The organism is Clostridioides sp. ZZV15-6598, from assembly GCF_020657705.1.
Taxonomy (GTDB): Bacteria; Bacillota; Clostridia; order Peptostreptococcales; family Peptostreptococcaceae; genus Clostridioides; species Clostridioides difficile_F.
In genome coordinates this window covers 1-17,356 of sequence record NZ_JAGWCS010000081.1, presented here as the reverse complement: position 1 = coordinate 17,356, position 17,356 = coordinate 1, and the positions used below count along the sequence as shown (strand labels likewise).

Genomic DNA, 17,356 nt, shown 5'->3' with positions numbered 1-17,356 from the left:
GAATATATTGTTATTTTGATAAAAATGTAAAAAATATTTTAAATTTATCATTTAATGTAATGTAACTTAATTGAATATATGTGTTTATTGTATTCAATTGTTGTATTTTTAGTTTTTTTGTGATTAATTAAAAAATTATAAAAATCGTTTACATGTTGATTTTTAAAAAAAAAAGATATAGAATTATATAGAAAGTAATAAATAAAAATTGGATTTACGGGAGTGGAATAAAATGATAAATGTTACCTTAACAGATGTGAAAGAAGCTAGAGAGACCATTAAAGACATAGTTAAAAAAACTGATTTACTTGAAAGTGTTAAACTTAGTGAAAAAACAGGAGCGAATGTTTTCTATAAATGTGAAAACCTTCAAAAAACAGGGTCTTTTAAATTAAGAGGAGCTTGTAATAAAATAGCAAGTTTAACAGACGAAGAGAAAGCAAGTGGAGTAATAGCTTCGAGTGCAGGGAATCATGCACAAGGTGTCGCATTAGGCGCAAAAATGACTGGTATAAAATCTACAATAGTAATGCCAGCAACTGCACCATTAGCAAAAGTTAGTGCAACTAAAGGTTATGGAGCAGAAGTAGTTTTAAATGGTGCAGTTTATGATGATGCATATGCAAAAGCTGTTGAAATACAAAAAGAGACAGGAGCAACTTTCTTACATCCATTCAATGATAAATATGTTATAGCAGGGCAAGGAACTATATCTCTTGAAATTTTCGAACAATTAAATAATAAGGTTGATACTATACTATGCCCAGTTGGTGGCGGGGGAATAATATCTGGTGTTGCTGTTGCAGCAAAGGCATTAAATCCTAATGTAAAAATAGTTGGTGTTCAAACTGCAAACATACCTTCAATGAAAGAGTCAATTAAAAACGGCAAAGTAACAACAGCATTTAATGATAGTACAATAGCTGATGGTATAGCTGTTAAAACTCCTGGAGACTTAACTTTTGAAATAATAAATGAATTAGTTGACGAAATAGTAGTAGTTGAAGAAACAGAAATAGCTGAATCAATATTATTTATGATGGAAAGTCAAAAGATAGTTTCAGAAGGTGCAGGAGCTGTATGTACAGCTGCAATATTAAGTGGTAAATATGTACCAGCAAAAGACGAAAATGTAGTATGTATAATATCTGGTGGTAATATAGATATAAATACATTATATAGAATAATAGGTGTTGCTCTAGCTAAAGAAGGAAGAAGATATTCATTTAGTACAATTATGGAAGATAAGCCAGGAAACTTTGCTGAATTAACTAGAATAATAAGTGAGAATGGTGGAAATATTTTAAGTGCTAATCAAGGTAAATTATCAGCAGGTGAAGCTCTAGGAAAACAAAGTGCGGAATTTATATTAGAAACAATAGATTATGACCATATAGTGAAAATAAAGAAAGCAATAGAAGAAAAAGGTTTTAAAATTATAGAATTATAATAAAAAGTGTATATAATATACAAGAAAAATAGTATAATAGTGTATGAAGATACATTTTATGTATAGTAGATTAACCAATTAGGAGGATTTTAATATGAAACATGAAGTATTACATACTAATGATGCACCAGCAGCTTTAGGACCATATTCTCAAGCTATAAAAGCTGGAAACTTATTATTCGTATCTGGACAAGTTCCACTTGTACCAGAAACTATGGAAGTAGTTGAAGGAGACGTACAAGCTCAAACTGCTCAATCTCTAAAAAATCTTAAAGCAATATTAGCTGAAAGTGGAGCTGATTTTTCAAATGTAGTTAAGACTACAGTATTTATAAAAGATATGAATGAATTTGGGGCTATAAATGAAGTTTATGCTGAGTATTTTGGAGAAAATAAACCAGCAAGAGCTTGTGTAGAAGTTGCTAGATTACCAAAAGACGTTAAAGTTGAAATAGAAGTAATAGCTGTATTATAAGATTACAATATTTTTCAAACTAAAAAAAGAGCTATTTTAGGATTAAAATCTTAAAATAGCTCTTTTTTATATTAACTTCTAACAGTCTGTCGTTCTTTTATAAAACATATTGATATAATTAATCCAATAAATGCAAGTGTGGCTGCTATTGAAAATGCTACATCGATACCATGGATATTAGATAGGATAGTTGAACCCATGTGAGCTTTTTTAGTAGCAGTTGTCATTATAGTAATAAGTACAGCAGAACCTATAGCACCAGCTATTTGACGAAGTGTACTATTAATTGCTGTAGCATGAGATATAAGTTCTCTATCTAGTGTTTTAATTCCCCATGTAGTTAATGGCATTAGAACCATTGAAATACCAATCATACGTATACAATACATTAATGATACATGAATTAAAGATGTATCCTTGCCTAAAAATGCAAAAGATAAAGTTCCTAAAAATAAACATCCAGTTCCTAATATTGATAGGGCATGAGGACCATATTTATCTAGGTGGCGTCCTGCTACTGGATTTAATGCAACCATTAATATAGCACCAGGCATCATTAAAGAACCTGAAGCAAGTGCAGAGAAGCCTCTTACAGATTGAATATATAGAGGAATCATTAATGTAGCAGACATCATTGAAGCATATACAATCATAATTAATAATGTAGAAATAAGAAATGGTTTATTTTTAAAAACCCTTAATTCTAAGAATGGTTCTTTAGATTTTAATTGACGCCATGTAAATAAAATTAATGATACAATTCCTAATATTATTGGTAAATATGTGGCACTATTAGCCCACCCATAATTACCTTGATTAGTAAACCCAATTAATAAACCACCAAAACCTAAAGAAGATAGTATTATTGAAGGTATATCTAGTTTTAGTTTTTGAGCTTCTCCAACATTTTTTAATAAGATAAATGAAAGTATAACATCTAATATAGCTATAGGAGAAAGAAGTAAAAACAAACTATGCCATCCAAATGAATCTACTAACCATCCAGATAAAGTTGGTCCTATTGCTGGAGCAAATCCCACTGTAATACCAACTAGACTCATAGCTGTACCACGTTTTTCTACAGGGCATAAATATAATATAATAACTTGTAAAAGTGGCATTAAAGAGCCAGAACCTACTGCCTGTAATACACGAGCAATCAACATAGTCGAAAAACTACGAGAAAAAAGAGCAATAACACACCCTAGAGAAAAGATAGCCATTGATGTAATAAATAATTTTCGAGTACTGAATCTATTTATCAAGTAAGCTGTTGTAGGAATAATGATACCTGCAATAAGTAGATAAATTGTAGTTAACCACTGACCAACATCAGCAGTAATTTTAAAATCTGACATTATATTGGGAAGTGCAGTTGACAGTAATGTTTGGCTAAGAGAGCTTATAAAAGCACCAGTCATTACGATTGCTATTATCAAATTTTCCTTTTTATTATTTTTTCTATTACTTTGTATTTCCATGATTTATAACGTCTCCTTTTTTAATTGTTTTTTAATGCTATTCAATAAAAGTACTTTTGGTCTCAAAATGTCTTCTTTTTCTAGATATGTAATCATTGCATCCATAATTAAAGAATCATATAATTGATTTTTTCCTTCTTCATATAATTTTTTTGATGCTTCTAGTAACTTAGGGTTTTCAATAAGAGAAGTGTTTGTTTTGATTAGCTCTTCTATATCTTGTATCGTTTTAAAAAATAATGATTTACTATAAACAGAAGAGTAAGCTTCATCTTCTTGTTCATATAAAAACATTGATTTTTCAATTAAAGGATTTAGGTTATCAGCATTTTCTACAACTAAATCAAGCATTTGTATAGTAAATTCAGCGATAAAGTATACATTTATTTCTCTTTTTTGTATATGAATAATATATGTAAACTGGTGAATTAGAGCGTCTAGTAAGAAAACTAAATCAAATAGAATATTTTCTATTTTGTCGCCATAATTATCAAATAAACTCAGCTTATATTCATTTAATAAATTAGTTCGAGATTTTTTTTGTAATTTGCTTATCGTTTTACGTTGCACTTCAGAGAAGTTTTCCCTTATGTAAGTATTTATAGTAGTTCTAGAAAAAATATTTTCCCATACAGCTATTATTTTTCTTTTTAGTTTTTCTGATGGATGAATATCCTTATTTTCATTAATAGAATGTATAATCTCTAAAAATTTTTCATCATAATAATTAATTATTTCACAGATAAAACTTTCTTTAGTTTCAAAATGTTTATAAAAAGTAGCTTTAGACATTTTACATTCTTTCACAATATCTAGTATTGAAGTATTTTGAAAACCTTTTTGGTCAAATATTCTTTGAGCGATAGTTATAATAAGTTTTTGTTTATCAGTCAATTCGCTATCTCCTTTCATATAAAAACACTAAGTACTAAATAGTACTTTGAAGTTTCTATAAATATATTATACATCATTTGGAAAAAAAAGCAATATCTGAACCTGTGATATAAAAAAATTGAAAAAAATATTGTTAGTTTTAGTAATATAAAGAAGAATTTAAGAGTTTCTTAAGAATTGTTTAAAAAATTTGCAATAAATTAATGATATGATTATACTATGAAGTAAAATGCCTTTAAATTTTTTAGGTGTTAAATCTAAGTTATGGGGGTGTAGTATATGAAAAAGAAAAGAGGTTTGGTTATAGTTTTTGCATTTTTTCTAGTTTTCGCGAAAATGTTTATTAATATCTCTAGTGGAGAAAATAAAATTATGGCATATGAAATAAGTAAGTATAGAAAAGGTGTGAACGTTTTATCAATAAATAATATTATAGTAGCAAACAAAAAGTATAGCTTACCTGAAGACTATTCTCCACAAGAAAGTAATGAAGCCAAAGATGCTTTTTATAAAATGAATAAAGAGGCTCAAAAAGCAGGATTAAATCTAAAAGCCTTCAGTACATATAGAAGTTACAAATATCAAGAAAAGTTATTTAACTCATATGCAGAGAAACATGGGGAGAAGGAAGCAAACAGATTTTCAGCTAAGCCAGGAGAAAGTGAACATCAAACTGGACTTGCATTTGATATTGGAGGAAACGACCAATCTTGTTGGGCAAATAAAAAATTTAATAATACAAAAGAAGCTAAGTGGCTGTATGAAAATGCATATAAGTATGGATTTATACTTAGATATCCAGAGGGAAAAGAAAATATAACAGGATATATGTATGAATCATGGCACTATAGATATGTTGGAACTGAACATAGTAAAAACTTTGCAATGAACAATCTAACATTAGAAGAATATTTGCATATAGATTAAGCCATAATTTGTTAAATTTAGGTTAAAATAAAAAATTAGCTAGACTATTAATTATGCAAGGTGTTATAATGTAAGTACAATTAAAGATAACTACTCGAAGGGGAGTAGCTTACACGAAAGTGGTAATTAATCGTCAAGACGGTAGAAATACTCGGTTAATTAGCAAGGAATTCCTTGATAGCAAGACCTTCAAAATAAGCATTAAGTATGTTTGTTTTGGGGTCTTTTTTTATTCAAGGAATTTTTTATTTGAAAAATTTGAAATTTCAAGTATACATAAGAGTCCCCAAACATAAAATAAATTTATTAAAGAGGAGGGCAACAAATGTCTTACAAAAGTACTTATCAAGAAATAATTAAAAATTTAGACTCAAGCTTAAATGGTTTGAGCAAAGAAAGAGCAGAAGAGCTATTAGAAAAAAATGGAACTAATGAATTAAAGGAAGCAGATAAAGTTCCTACGTATAAGCTTTTCTTAGAAAGTTTTAAAGACCCACTGGTAATAATTCTATTGATAGCTGCTTTAGTACAAATATTTTTAGGTGAAACTGTAGAGTCCATAATAATTTTTGCAGTTATTATTATCAACTCTGTTTTAGGTGTTGTACAAACAAAAAAAGCAGAAAGTTCATTAGAAAGTTTGAAAAATTTATCTGCACCAAATGCAAAGGTAATAAGAGATAATAAGAAAATGACAATTCCAGCAAAAAATTTAGTAGTTGGAGATATTGTATTTTTAGAAGCTGGTGATTACATACCAGCAGATGGAAGACTTATAGAAGCACAATCATTAAAGGTTGTAGAAGGAATGTTAACTGGTGAATCAGAACCAGTTCTAAAACATACAGAAAAAATAAACGAAGATGTAAGTTTAGGTGACCAAAAAAATATGGTATTTAGTGGTGCTGTAGTAGTTTATGGTAGAGGTTCATTTGTAGTAACTGGAACAGGTATGGATACTGAAATGGGTAAAATAGCTGGGCTTTTAGAAACTGCTGAAAATAAGTTGACACCATTACAACAAAAAATAGAAGCTTTTAGTAAAAAGCTTGGTGTAGGTATTGTAGCACTTGCACTCTTAATATTTATAATTCAGGTAGCAAGAAATTACATGATGGCTGGAAATGGAGAAATGACACAAATTATTCTCGATTCATTCATGTTTTCTGTAGCAGTAGCAGTAGCAGCAATACCAGAAGCTTTATCATCAATAGTTACTATAGTACTGGCTGTTGGAACAAATAGTATGGCAAAGAAACAAGCTATAATAAGAAAATTACCAGCGGTCGAGACTTTAGGTTCAACAAGCGTTATATGTACTGATAAAACAGGTACTCTTACACAAAATAAAATGACAGTTGTTGACTGTTATATGTATGGAACTAACAATGATGAGCTTAATAAAGAAAATATAAATTATTCTTATCATGCTAAATTGTTGACTATGGTTTCTACATTGTGTAATGATTCTCATATAACTAGTGATGGAAAAGAAGTTGGTGACCCAACAGAAGTTGCATTAATAAATTATTCAAGTAAAAACGATTTAGATTATGATAAATTAAGAAGTAAATATATTAGAATAAATGAAATACCATTTGATTCAGATAGAAAGCTTATGTCTACAGTAAATAGTATATATGGAGATTATATAATGTTTACGAAAGGTGCTCCAGATATTGTATTTAGTAGATGTAAATATGCTTTAAAAAATGGTTCAAAAGTAGATATAACAGATGAGATAATAGAAGAATACAAGAATAAAAATGAAGAATTTTCAAATAGAGCACTTAGAGTATTAGCCTTTGCAATAAAAGATGTTCCTGAAGAAGGTTTTACACCTTCAATTGACGATGAACATGATATGATATTGGTTGGGATAATGGCAATGATAGATCCACCAAGAGAAGAAGTAATGGATGCAGTAAAAGAAGCAAAGAGTGCTGGTATAAAAACAGTTATGATAACTGGTGACCACAAAACAACAGCAGCAGCAATTGCAAAAGAAATAGGTATAATGGAAGATGGAGATTTAGCACTTACTGGAAAAGAGCTAGATGCATTAAGTGAGGAAGAATTAAATAAAAAATTAGAAGATATAAGTGTATACGCCAGAGTTTCACCAGAAAATAAAATTCGTATAGTAAAAGCATGGCAACACAAGAATAATATAACTGCTATGACTGGTGATGGTGTTAATGATGCACCAGCTTTAAAACAAGCAGATATAGGTATAGGTATGGGAAGTGGTACTGATGTAGCAAAGGATGCCTCGGCTATGGTGTTAGTTGATGATAACTTTGCAAGTATAGTAAATGCTGTTGAAGTTGGTAGAACAGTATATAGCAATATAATAAAAGCAATAACTTATTTATTTGCAGGAAACTTGGGTGCCATAGTAGCTATCTTGTTTGCAGTATTTGCGGGATGGTCAAACCCATTTACAGCTTTACAACTTTTATTTATCAACTTAGTAAATGACTCTTTACCAGCAATAGCATTAGGATTTGAAAAATCAGAAAAAAATATAATGAATAAACCTCCTAGACATCCAGATGAAAGCATATTAGCAGGAGGAACATTAAAAGCAGTTGCTATAAGAGGTTGTATAATTGGTATAGTTACAATAATCGCACAATATATCGGGCTACAAGTATCACCAGAACTTGGTGTAGCAATGGCATTTTCAACTTTAATATTAGCAAGAATAATGCAAACATTGCCTGCACGTTCTAATAATCAGACAATAGTAAAACTAGGCTTTTTCAGTAATAAATATGTTATAGGAGCAGTTTTAATATGTTTTGGACTTTACTCTTTAACATTAATACCAGTTTTGAGAGGAATATTCTCTATTCCAACAGTATTTGGTTTATATGAATTAGGAATTTGTTTAGGTTTAGCATTACTTTCATCAATATTGATGGAACTTAATAAATTAATGAATAGAAATACTGTAAAATAATTAAAAATACTAAACTAAAGGGACATATTGATTTTATCAATATGTCCCTTATATAGTTAGATTTATTCTAAGTTATCGATTATTTGGAATGCTTTTATAACTTCAGGAAGTTCTTTTTCTTCAGGCATTCTAAATCTTATAAAGTTTTTATCAAGTCCAGTAAAATCGCTACCAGATATAACTCTTATTTTTAATTTTGCAAATTCTTGTTGTAAATCAATATCTTTATTTTTATGTTCAACTGTCATTATAGATACAGTGTCACTAGTTTCAGCTATGTTAAGGTTTTTCCATGGAATCAATAGTTGATTTTTTATAGCTTTTGTTTTTTCTTTTAATTCTTCTATAAATTGAACATCGTCTAATAAATTAGCTGCAATACTACGAGAGATTTCAGATATTTCGTAAGGAGTAGAAATCTTCTTAATAGGATTAACAAGTTGTTCAGGAAGGACTGCATATCCTGCTCTTAGTCCTGCTAAACCAAAACCTTTTGAGAATGTTTTTAAGACAATTACATTGTCATAATCATTTAAAAGTTTTACAGCTGAATTTTCTTTTGGCATATATTCACCATAAGCTTCATCTACCATAACAGCTACATCATATTTTGCTGCCTCTTTTACTATATTTTCAATTGATGATAGGGGTATAATTTGTCCAGTAGGATTATTTGGGTTATCTATGTAAATTACTTTATATTCTGAATTTATTTTTTCAATAAATTCTTTTTCATTAAACTTGAAATTATCTTCTTTCTTTAAAAGAACATAGTCATAAGTAGCTCCATGCATTTTTATGTCTGTTTCGTATTCTGAAAATTGAGGTGAATATCCTAAAACTTTATCTCCTTTTTCAATAAATAATCTATTTAGAAGATAAATGACATGTATAGAACCATCAGCTAGGCAAATTCTATCAGTAGTTAGTTTTGTGAAGTCTTTCCAATAATCAACTATATTGTCTTTTAGACTAATTGAATGAGGGTATCCTCTTATCATATCAAATTCTAAAGCATTAAAAGCTTCTACAGCTTTATTTGAGAAAGATACTGTATTTATACCTTCGCCACAATCTATTTCGAATACATTTTCGCAATGACCAGATTCTATGGCATAACTTTTTTTCAACTGCATTTCAATAGCTTTGTTAATTTTTAATTTCATAGCTTATCACTCCTTATTTAGTCAATAATAAATGTTATAAAAGTTGCTAGATTTAAAATATTGTGAAAATACATAATAGTAAAAAACGAATATAAATATTATAATAGCTCACTTTATTTAATATGATTATATATCATATATTGTAAAATTTCTAGCGTTATAAGACTATAAATTGAAAATATTCAGAAAAATACTACAAGAAACGATTTATTTTGCCTTGATATAGAGATATAGGAATGTTATTAATTTTATAAATTGGAATAGTTTAAGTATAAAGTTATGATATAATTTAATAAGGGTAATTCTTTAGATTAGATTAAGGAAATATAAGTATACAATAAAATGTTATGGAGTTGAATTATGGGATATAAATTGATTGTAACAGATATGGATGGAACTTTATTGGGAAATAACCATAAAGTTACAGATGAAAATAAAACTGCACTACAAAAAGTTATTGAAAGTGGTATTAATGTAACTTTAGCAACAGGAAGAGCTTTCGATTCCGCTAAATGCAATGTAGATTTTCTTAAAGAAGATATGCCAATAATAGCTTGTAATGGTTCATTGATAAGGGAACAAAATGGAAATATAATATATTCAAATAAAATTGATACAAAAACATGTCTAGATATTTTAGATGTGCTAGACAAATACAATATTTACTATCAATGTAATAGTATAGATTCTATGCTTTCAAAAAAAATAGAAGGACGCGAAGATAGAATAAGTGTATTTTTGGGCTCTGAAACAGAAGTCATTGTAAGAGATGATTTAAGAGAAGAGATCTCTAAAAATGACATATTAAAGTTTGTAATCATAGAAGAAAAAAATCCAGCTATTTTAGATGAAATAAGAAAAGAATTGAAAAAAGTTCAAGGCATAAAAATAACTTCTTCTTGGCCAAATAATATTGAAGTTATGAATACTGGTGTTGATAAAGGCAATGCGGTTAAAATTTTAGCTGAAAAAATGAATATAGATAGAGAAGATATAATTGCGTTTGGAGATAATTACAATGATATAGAAATGATAAAATTTGCTGGTCTTGGTATAGCTATGGGAAATGCAGAAGAATTGATTAAACAAGAGGCCGATTATGTAACAGATAGCAATCAAGAGAGTGGAGTAGCAAAAGCAATTTATAAGTTTTTTGAGTTAAAAGAGTCACTTAGTTCTTAAAAAAGGTATTTAAAGGAAAAAATAGGTTGACTATTTTATAGATAGTAATTATAATACAAATAGGTAAAATATAAAAATTTAGATTCAGTGAAGAAGAGAGTAGATATAAAGAAAGTCTCAGCGAGTTAGGGAGGGTGTAAGCCTAATGATAATACTTTATATTGAAGAGAACTTTGGAGAATATTACTTGAAATTCAGTATGGTAATAGGTAATCTCGCCTTAAGAGAATAGAGTGGGTAAACATTGTTTATCAACTAGAGTGGTAACACGGAATATTTCGTCTCTTGGTCTTTTTGACCAAGAGATTTTTTATTTTTAACTAAAGTAAAAATATTATAATAAAATATAAAAAATTAAAATATGAGGTGAAAAATATGAAATTATGGGGTGGACGCTTTAGAAAAGCTGAAAATCAACTTATGGAAGAATTTAATAAATCTTTTGGGTATGACTGTGTACTGTACAAAAAAGATATTGAAGGAAGTATAGCACATGTCTATATGCAAGTAAAATGTGGGCTTTTAACAGATGAAGAGGGAAAAGCTATAACAGAGGGTCTAAATGGAATACTTGAAGATATTGAAAATGGAAAATTGGCATTAGATGGTGATTATGAAGATATACATAGTTTTACTGAGATAAATTTAATTCAAAGAATAGGTGATGTTGGAAAGAAGCTCCATACAGCACGTAGTAGAAATGACCAAGTTGCAGTTGATATGAGATTATATGCCAAAGAAAAGGCAAGTGATTTAGTGGAGTTAATATCTGGATTTAAAGCAACTATAAAAGATGTTGCTGATAAAAACTCAGTAATGATGCCAGGATATACTCATCTTCAAAGAGCACAAGTAGTAACTTTTAAACATCACTTGATGGCATATTATAGTATGTTTGATAGAGATGAGAAAAGAATAAAAAATGCTATAGAAATATTAGATGAATCACCTTTAGGTTGTGGAGCTTTAGCAGGAACTACACATGATATAGATAGAAATATAACTTGTGAGCAATTAGGATTTAAAAAAGTTGTAGATAATTTTATGGATGGTGTAAGTGATAGGGATTATTTATTAGAGCTAATGAGTGATTTTTCAATTATAATGATGCATTTAAGTAGACTTAGTGAAGAATTGATACTTTGGAGTTCTCAAGAATTTGGGTTTGTTGAAATAGATGATTTATATACTACTGGAAGTAGTATAATGCCTCAAAAGAAAAATCCTGATGGTGCAGAGCTTATAAGAGGTAAGACTGGTAGAGTATATGGAAATTTATTTGGTCTTTTCACAGTGATGAAAGGTATACCACTAGCTTATAATAAAGATATGCAAGAAGATAAGGAAGGATTCTTTGATAGCGTACATACTCTTGAAATGTGTATACAAATAATGGAAAGAATGATAGCTACATTAAAGGTAAATGAAGATAAGATGAAACAAGCAGTTAAAAATGGTTTTTTAAATGCCACAGAAGTTGCTGACTATCTAGTTAAAAATAATGTTGCTTTTAGAGATGCACATGGAATAGTTGGAAGTATTGTAATATATTGTGAAGACAATAAAAAAGCAATAGAAGATTTAACATTAGAAGAATTACATAAGTTTTCAGATGCATTTAAGGAAGATATTTATGACTTTATTGATTATGAAAGTATATTAAACAAAGGAATAAAAAAGAATTTAAAATAATATAAGATGTTAAGTTTTTAAAAGCTGTGAATTTGAATGAGTAGTATCATTAAATTTCACAGCTTTTTACAATATAAAACATTATTTACAACGCAATATCAATAACTTTTTAGTTTAAATAAATTTAAATTTATTTAAACTAAAAAACTACTAAAAATAAAACCTTCTATTATTAAAATGATAATTAATATCAATAAGTATTGACAAAATTATTTTTAGATATTATTATATATAGTATAAATAATAATGAAAATCAATATCAAATAAGGCGGGAGGCAGTCTAATGAACTTATTAGTGATTGGTGGCCATGAAAGAATGGAAAAAGATTATATGGTTATGGCCAAGAAAAAAGGTTATAAAACAAAAGTATATACTACTATGTCATCTAAATTAAATAACTCTATAGGAAAACCTGATGCCGTTGTTATACTTACATCAACGGTTTCACATAAGATGTCTAGAACAGTTGAGTCTCAGGCTAAAAAACAAGATATACTAATCGTAAGACATAAAAATAGTAGTAAAGTAGCATTTAATGAATGTCTAGATATGGTTGATGAATGTCTAGGAAACTGTTCAAAATGTAAACTTAATGATAAGCAAAAACAGAAAAATACATAAATATATAATTTAATAAGTTTGAGAATACATACTCAATATGAATTGAGTGTGTAAAATAAAATGTGTATTCTTCCAAAAAGTTGTGATAGTAAAAATATCACAATATAGAAGGAAGGAGCACATTTTTAATTTTTGTAGAATTGATTGTCAAATTTTTATTTAAATGGTAGAATATTCATGGATGGTATCTTGTTATAAGAACTATACTTTAAATGTTTTTAATTATTTTGTCTTATATAACTCATATCTTTATGAATGAGATTGGAAATTAAGATGTTGTATCACAAGTTGGAGGTGATACTATTAAAATAGGATTTATTGGTTCTGGAAAAGTTGGTACATCTTTAGCAAATTATTTTTTGTCAAAAGATTATTGTGTAACAGGCTTTTATGGAAGAAATCAATTATCTTTATTAGAATCAACAGATTTAACAAAAACAAAGATTTATAGTAACTTGAAAGACTTTATTTATGAAAATGATATATTATTTATTACAACATCAGATGATTCTATTGAAATCATAGACAAAAAACTTTCCAAATTTAATTTAAAACATAAATACATTTGCCACACAAGTGGTTCTTTAAAATCTAGTATATTGTTCTGTTCAAAAAAAGCAGGTGCATTAATTTATTCTGTCCATCCTATATTTGCATTTTCCAATAAAAATACTGATATTAAAAAAATGAAAGACATTTGTTTTTCCATAGAAGGCGATAATGAAAAAGATGATTTATTTATTCAAAATTTTATAAATAGCTTAGGAAATCAATTTTTCACAAGAGATAAAAATACTTCATCTACTTATCATGTAGCCAATGTTTTGGTTTCAAATTTAGTGTTATCTTTACTAGATGTAGGAGTAAGTTACTTTATTAAATTGGGTTTATCTGAAGAAGAAGCTTTAAAAGCTATAAATCCTTTGGTCAAAATAAATATAGAAAATATACTTGATAATGGATTTACTAAATCCCTTACTGGACCTGTTGTTCGTGGGGATATAACACCAATAAAAAAACATTTATCAGCATTAGATAAAAAAGATGAAGATATTTACAAAATACTCTCCTTAAATCTACTAAAAATAATAGCCTTGGAAAATGAAGATTCATTAACATGTACAAAAAATATTTCTATAGAAAATGCAGTCGAAAATTTAATAAGTAAATCTGAAAAATACAAAGAGATTTACACAATTTTAGGAGGAAAAAACAATGAAAAATACTATACTGACTTTTAAAAATGCTAAAAGTGAAGGAAGGAAGCTATCTATGCTTACTGCTTATGATTACTCAATGGCAAAAATAATGGATGAATGTAACATAAATGGTATTTTAATAGGAGATTCATTAGGAATGGTAGTAAAAGGTGAAGAAAATACTCTATCTGTTACTATAGATGAAATTATATATCATACAAAAGCTGTAAAAAATGGTGTAAAAAATGCCTTAATTGTAAGTGATATGCCATTTCTATCTTACCATGTTTCTATAGAAGATGCTGTTAAAAATGCTGGCAGACTTGTAAAAGAAGGTGGGGCACATGCTGTAAAATTAGAAGGTGGCTCAAACGTTATAGAACAAATAAAAAACATTGTAAATGCTCAAATACCTGTAATGGGCCATTTAGGACTAACACCTCAATCTGTAAATTCATTTGGTGGATTTAAGGTTCAAGGAAATACTAGTGAAACAGCAAAACAACTTATTGAAGATGCTAAATTAATAGAAAAAGCAGGAGCATTTTCTATTGTACTTGAAGGAGTTCCTGCTAAAATAGCTGAGATGGTGACTAATTCTATTTCAATTCCTACAATAGGGATAGGGGCAGGAATTAATTGTGATGGTCAAATTTTAGTTTATCAAGATATGTTGGGGATGTTTGGAGATTTTGTACCTAAATTTGTAAAGCAATACGCAAATATAGGAGATATAATGAAAGATTCAATTAGAAATTACATACTAGAAGTTGAAACTGGTGCATTTCCACAAGAAAAACATAGCTTTTCAATAAATGAATCTGAATTAGAAAAATTATACTAAGATTAAGGATGGTACAAAATGCTTGTAAAAGAAATAAAATCACTAAGAAATATAATTAAAGATTGGAAAAAAGCTGGCTATTCTATAGGACTTGTTCCTACTATGGGATTTTTACATGAAGGACATCAAAGCCTTATTAAAAAAGCTGTAAAAGAAAATGATAAGGTGGTAGTAAGTGTATTTGTAAATCCAACTCAGTTTGGACCAAACGAAGATTTTAACAGCTATCCGAGGGATATAGAAAAAGATTTTAAATACTGTATAGATAGTGGTGCATCAGTAGTCTTTAATCCATCATCAGAAGAAATGTATTTGAAAGGCAATTGTACTACTATAAATGTGTCTGGACTTACAGATTTTCTTTGTGGCTCTAAAAGACCTGTTCATTTTGGTGGTGTCTGTCTAGTTGTTTCAAAACTTCTGAATATAGTAACTCCTGATAAAGCTTATTTTGGAGAGAAAGATGCTCAACAATTAGCAGTAATTAAAAGGATGGTCAAAGATTTGAATATAGACACAAAAATAATAGGCTGCCCTATAGTTCGTGAAAATGATGGTTTAGCAAAAAGCTCAAGAAATACATATCTTTCAAAAGAAGAAAGAAAAACTGCTTTAGTTTTAAATGAAAGCTTAAGCTTAGCAAAAGAAGAGCTGGCAAAAGGAAATCTAGATGTAAAAAAAATAAAAGAATTAATAACATCTAAAATAAATTCTGAAGATTCAACAAAAATAGATTATGTTGAAATTGTAGATAGTGAGACATTACAACCTGTTGAACAGATAGAAAATTCTGTACTTGTAGCAAGTGCTGTTTTCATAGGAAAAACTAGATTAATTGATAACTTTACATTTCAATTTGATAGATAGACTGTTATTTTATACAGTATAGATGATTTAAAAAATGATATTTTATAAAAAGGAAAATTTAAAAATCAAATTAACTTAAGATTATGATTAATTTCAATTATATGGGGATGTCTCAAAATAAAAATTTGGATATCTCCTTTTTTGTACAAAAAAAGAAAAGGGGTTCCTGAGAACCCCTTTTCTATGTGATAATTGTTCTGTAAAAAACAACATTATAATTGCTATTTTTTCATATTTCTTTTTCCTCTAGACTTTCTTTTATTATTCTTTTTAATATTTGAAGCTATTATAAATATAACTAGAAGTACTAAAATAGCTATAATAATTTTAATAGAAAGCATCAAAGTTTTATTTTCAGTTATAAATGGAAGGCTACTATCAAGGTTATTTTTTGCAACTAAATCTATACTCTTTTCTAGTTTACCACTATTGTATACATTTAAAGTACCAACCTTAGTACCTTTTTTTACAGGTAAATCAATTTTATCTAGTTCGGTTTTAGTATTGTAGTCACCTTGAGATTCGTTTTGTCCTAAAGTTATCTTATAACTGTGTTTTGGTTCATAAATTAATTCATGTTGTTTTGTAAATAATACTTTTTTAGTATCAGTATATTTTTCTTTATCAACAATAGTAGCACATTTAAAATTATCAAATCCATAATCAATTAATATGCGTGAATCTAAATATAAATCATAATTAGTTGAATTAAATACAGCAGCAATGACTCTTCTTCCATCTTTTACTGCACTAGATAAAAGACATTTACCTGCAGCATCAGTATATCCTGTTTTTATACCATCAACTATGTCGTATTTTATATCTATAGATTGACCTTTATATGTAATCTTATCATGTGATGTCAAAAATTTATTAGTATTTACAAAATATCTTTCATAAGGGTATGCTTTTGTAGCATCAAACTTAAGTGACTTAGTTTTTACAATTTGTCTAAAGACATCATTATTCATAGCTTCTCTAGCCATAAGAGCCATATCATGAGCTGTAGTGTAATGATTTGGGTCTGGTAATCCATGAGGATTGTTAAAATGAGTGCCAGTAGCTCCAATATCTTTTGCCTCAGAATTCATAAGGTCAACAAATTTTTGTACATCTCCTCCACCAACATATCTAGCTAATACAAAGGCAGCATCATTAGAAGAATGAATTAAAAGAGCATTTAATAATTGTCTTACAGTGAAAGCTTCTCCTTCTTTCAGGTACATACTAGAACCCTCTATTTGAGGTAGGTTTTTAATTTCTATTACTTGATTTAAATCCTTAACCTTTTTCAGAACTAAACAAGCTGTCCATGCCTTAGTTGTTGAAGCTGGGTAAAGCTTAGAATCTCCAGATTTATTATACAATATTTTTCCAGTTTCATAGTCCATTAAAACGGCATGTTTGGCAACTATAGCTGGTTCATCCTCTGCAAAAGATATATTAGAACTTCCTAAAAATGAAGTAAATATCAAGAAACAGATTAATAAAAGTGATAAATTTCTTTTCATTGTGAGCCTCCAAAATTTAAATTCATCTTTTAGTATAGCATATTTTTGTCAATAATTAAAATGAAGGAGTGATTAATATAT

Annotated in this window: 14 protein-coding genes and 1 other annotated feature; of the genes, 10 read left to right on the top strand and 4 right to left on the bottom strand. The window is 28.4% G+C overall.

Annotation, left to right across the window (positions count from 1 at the left end; translation table 11 throughout):
• Positions 1-232: 232 nt before the first annotated feature.
• Positions 233-1,450, top strand: a complete 1,218-nt coding sequence (ilvA, locus tag KGF50_RS14570; protein WP_227848716.1) for a threonine ammonia-lyase — start codon at positions 233-235, stop codon at positions 1,448-1,450.
• 94 nt (positions 1,451-1,544) lie between these two features.
• Positions 1,545-1,925, top strand: a complete 381-nt coding sequence (locus tag KGF50_RS14565) for a RidA family protein (protein WP_227432527.1) — start codon at positions 1,545-1,547, stop codon at positions 1,923-1,925.
• A gap of 71 nt (positions 1,926-1,996) precedes the next feature.
• On the opposite strand, the gene KGF50_RS14560 is transcribed toward KGF50_RS14565, so the two are convergent.
• The gene (locus tag KGF50_RS14560; RefSeq protein WP_227848715.1) at positions 1,997-3,406 is read right to left on the bottom strand and encodes an MDR family MFS transporter; all 1,410 of its coding nucleotides are present in this window, start codon (positions 3,404-3,406) and stop codon (positions 1,997-1,999) included.
• A 3-nt stretch (positions 3,407-3,409) separates the two neighbouring features.
• Complete coding sequence (locus KGF50_RS14555; RefSeq protein ID WP_227848714.1) at positions 3,410-4,300, bottom strand: TetR/AcrR family transcriptional regulator; 891 nt, start codon at positions 4,298-4,300, stop codon at positions 3,410-3,412.
• A gap of 279 nt (positions 4,301-4,579) precedes the next feature.
• Between KGF50_RS14555 and KGF50_RS14550 the strand changes: the two genes are divergently transcribed.
• Together KGF50_RS14550 and KGF50_RS14545 are read left to right on the top strand one after the other, a co-directional pair.
• On the top strand, positions 4,580-5,227 hold the full coding sequence (locus KGF50_RS14550; protein WP_227848713.1) for a M15 family metallopeptidase: 648 nt from the start codon (positions 4,580-4,582) through the stop codon (positions 5,225-5,227).
• A 325-nt stretch (positions 5,228-5,552) separates the two neighbouring features.
• Positions 5,553-8,192 carry a cation-translocating P-type ATPase gene (locus tag KGF50_RS14545; RefSeq protein WP_227848712.1) on the top strand — a complete coding sequence of 880 codons (2,640 nt, stop codon included), beginning with the start codon at positions 5,553-5,555 and terminating at the stop codon, positions 8,190-8,192.
• A gap of 62 nt (positions 8,193-8,254) precedes the next feature.
• On the opposite strand, the gene KGF50_RS14540 is transcribed toward KGF50_RS14545, so the two are convergent.
• Positions 8,255-9,358, bottom strand: coding sequence for a pyridoxal phosphate-dependent aminotransferase (locus KGF50_RS14540; protein ID WP_227848711.1), 1,104 nt, complete (start codon positions 9,356-9,358; stop codon positions 8,255-8,257).
• Between the two features lie 360 nt (positions 9,359-9,718).
• Here KGF50_RS14540 and KGF50_RS14535 point away from each other — a divergent pair, with 360 nt between their 5' ends.
• The 6 genes from KGF50_RS14535 to panC all read left to right on the top strand — a co-directional run bounded on the left by KGF50_RS14535 (position 9,719) and on the right by panC (position 15,764).
• On the top strand, positions 9,719-10,540 hold the full coding sequence (locus tag KGF50_RS14535) for a Cof-type HAD-IIB family hydrolase (RefSeq protein ID WP_227848710.1): 822 nt from the start codon (positions 9,719-9,721) through the stop codon (positions 10,538-10,540).
• 78 nt (positions 10,541-10,618) lie between these two features.
• Positions 10,619-10,829 (top strand) — a binding site (T-box leader).
• An 86-nt stretch (positions 10,830-10,915) separates the two neighbouring features.
• Positions 10,916-12,232, top strand: coding sequence for an argininosuccinate lyase (gene argH, locus KGF50_RS14530; protein ID WP_227848709.1), 1,317 nt, complete (start codon positions 10,916-10,918; stop codon positions 12,230-12,232).
• Between the two features lie 283 nt (positions 12,233-12,515).
• A complete protein-coding gene (locus KGF50_RS14525; protein WP_021385441.1) occupies positions 12,516-12,854 on the top strand; it encodes a DUF2325 domain-containing protein in 339 nt (112 codons plus the stop codon).
• Between the two features lie 302 nt (positions 12,855-13,156).
• Positions 13,157-14,095: a DUF2520 domain-containing protein gene (locus tag KGF50_RS14520; protein ID WP_227848717.1), complete on the top strand. Its 939-nt coding sequence runs from the start codon at positions 13,157-13,159 to the stop codon at positions 14,093-14,095.
• The gene (panB, locus tag KGF50_RS14515; protein ID WP_227848708.1) at positions 14,070-14,897 is read left to right on the top strand and encodes a 3-methyl-2-oxobutanoate hydroxymethyltransferase; all 828 of its coding nucleotides are present in this window, start codon (positions 14,070-14,072) and stop codon (positions 14,895-14,897) included. The genes KGF50_RS14520 and panB overlap by 26 nt, the downstream gene beginning before the upstream one ends.
• A gap of 18 nt (positions 14,898-14,915) precedes the next feature.
• Positions 14,916-15,764, top strand: a complete 849-nt coding sequence (gene panC, locus KGF50_RS14510; RefSeq protein ID WP_227848707.1) for a pantoate--beta-alanine ligase — start codon at positions 14,916-14,918, stop codon at positions 15,762-15,764.
• Between the two features lie 221 nt (positions 15,765-15,985).
• Here the strand turns inward: panC and KGF50_RS14505 are convergent, their stop codons facing one another.
• The gene (locus KGF50_RS14505) at positions 15,986-17,275 is read right to left on the bottom strand and encodes a D-alanyl-D-alanine carboxypeptidase family protein (RefSeq protein WP_227848706.1); all 1,290 of its coding nucleotides are present in this window, start codon (positions 17,273-17,275) and stop codon (positions 15,986-15,988) included.
• Positions 17,276-17,356 lie beyond the last annotated feature (81 nt).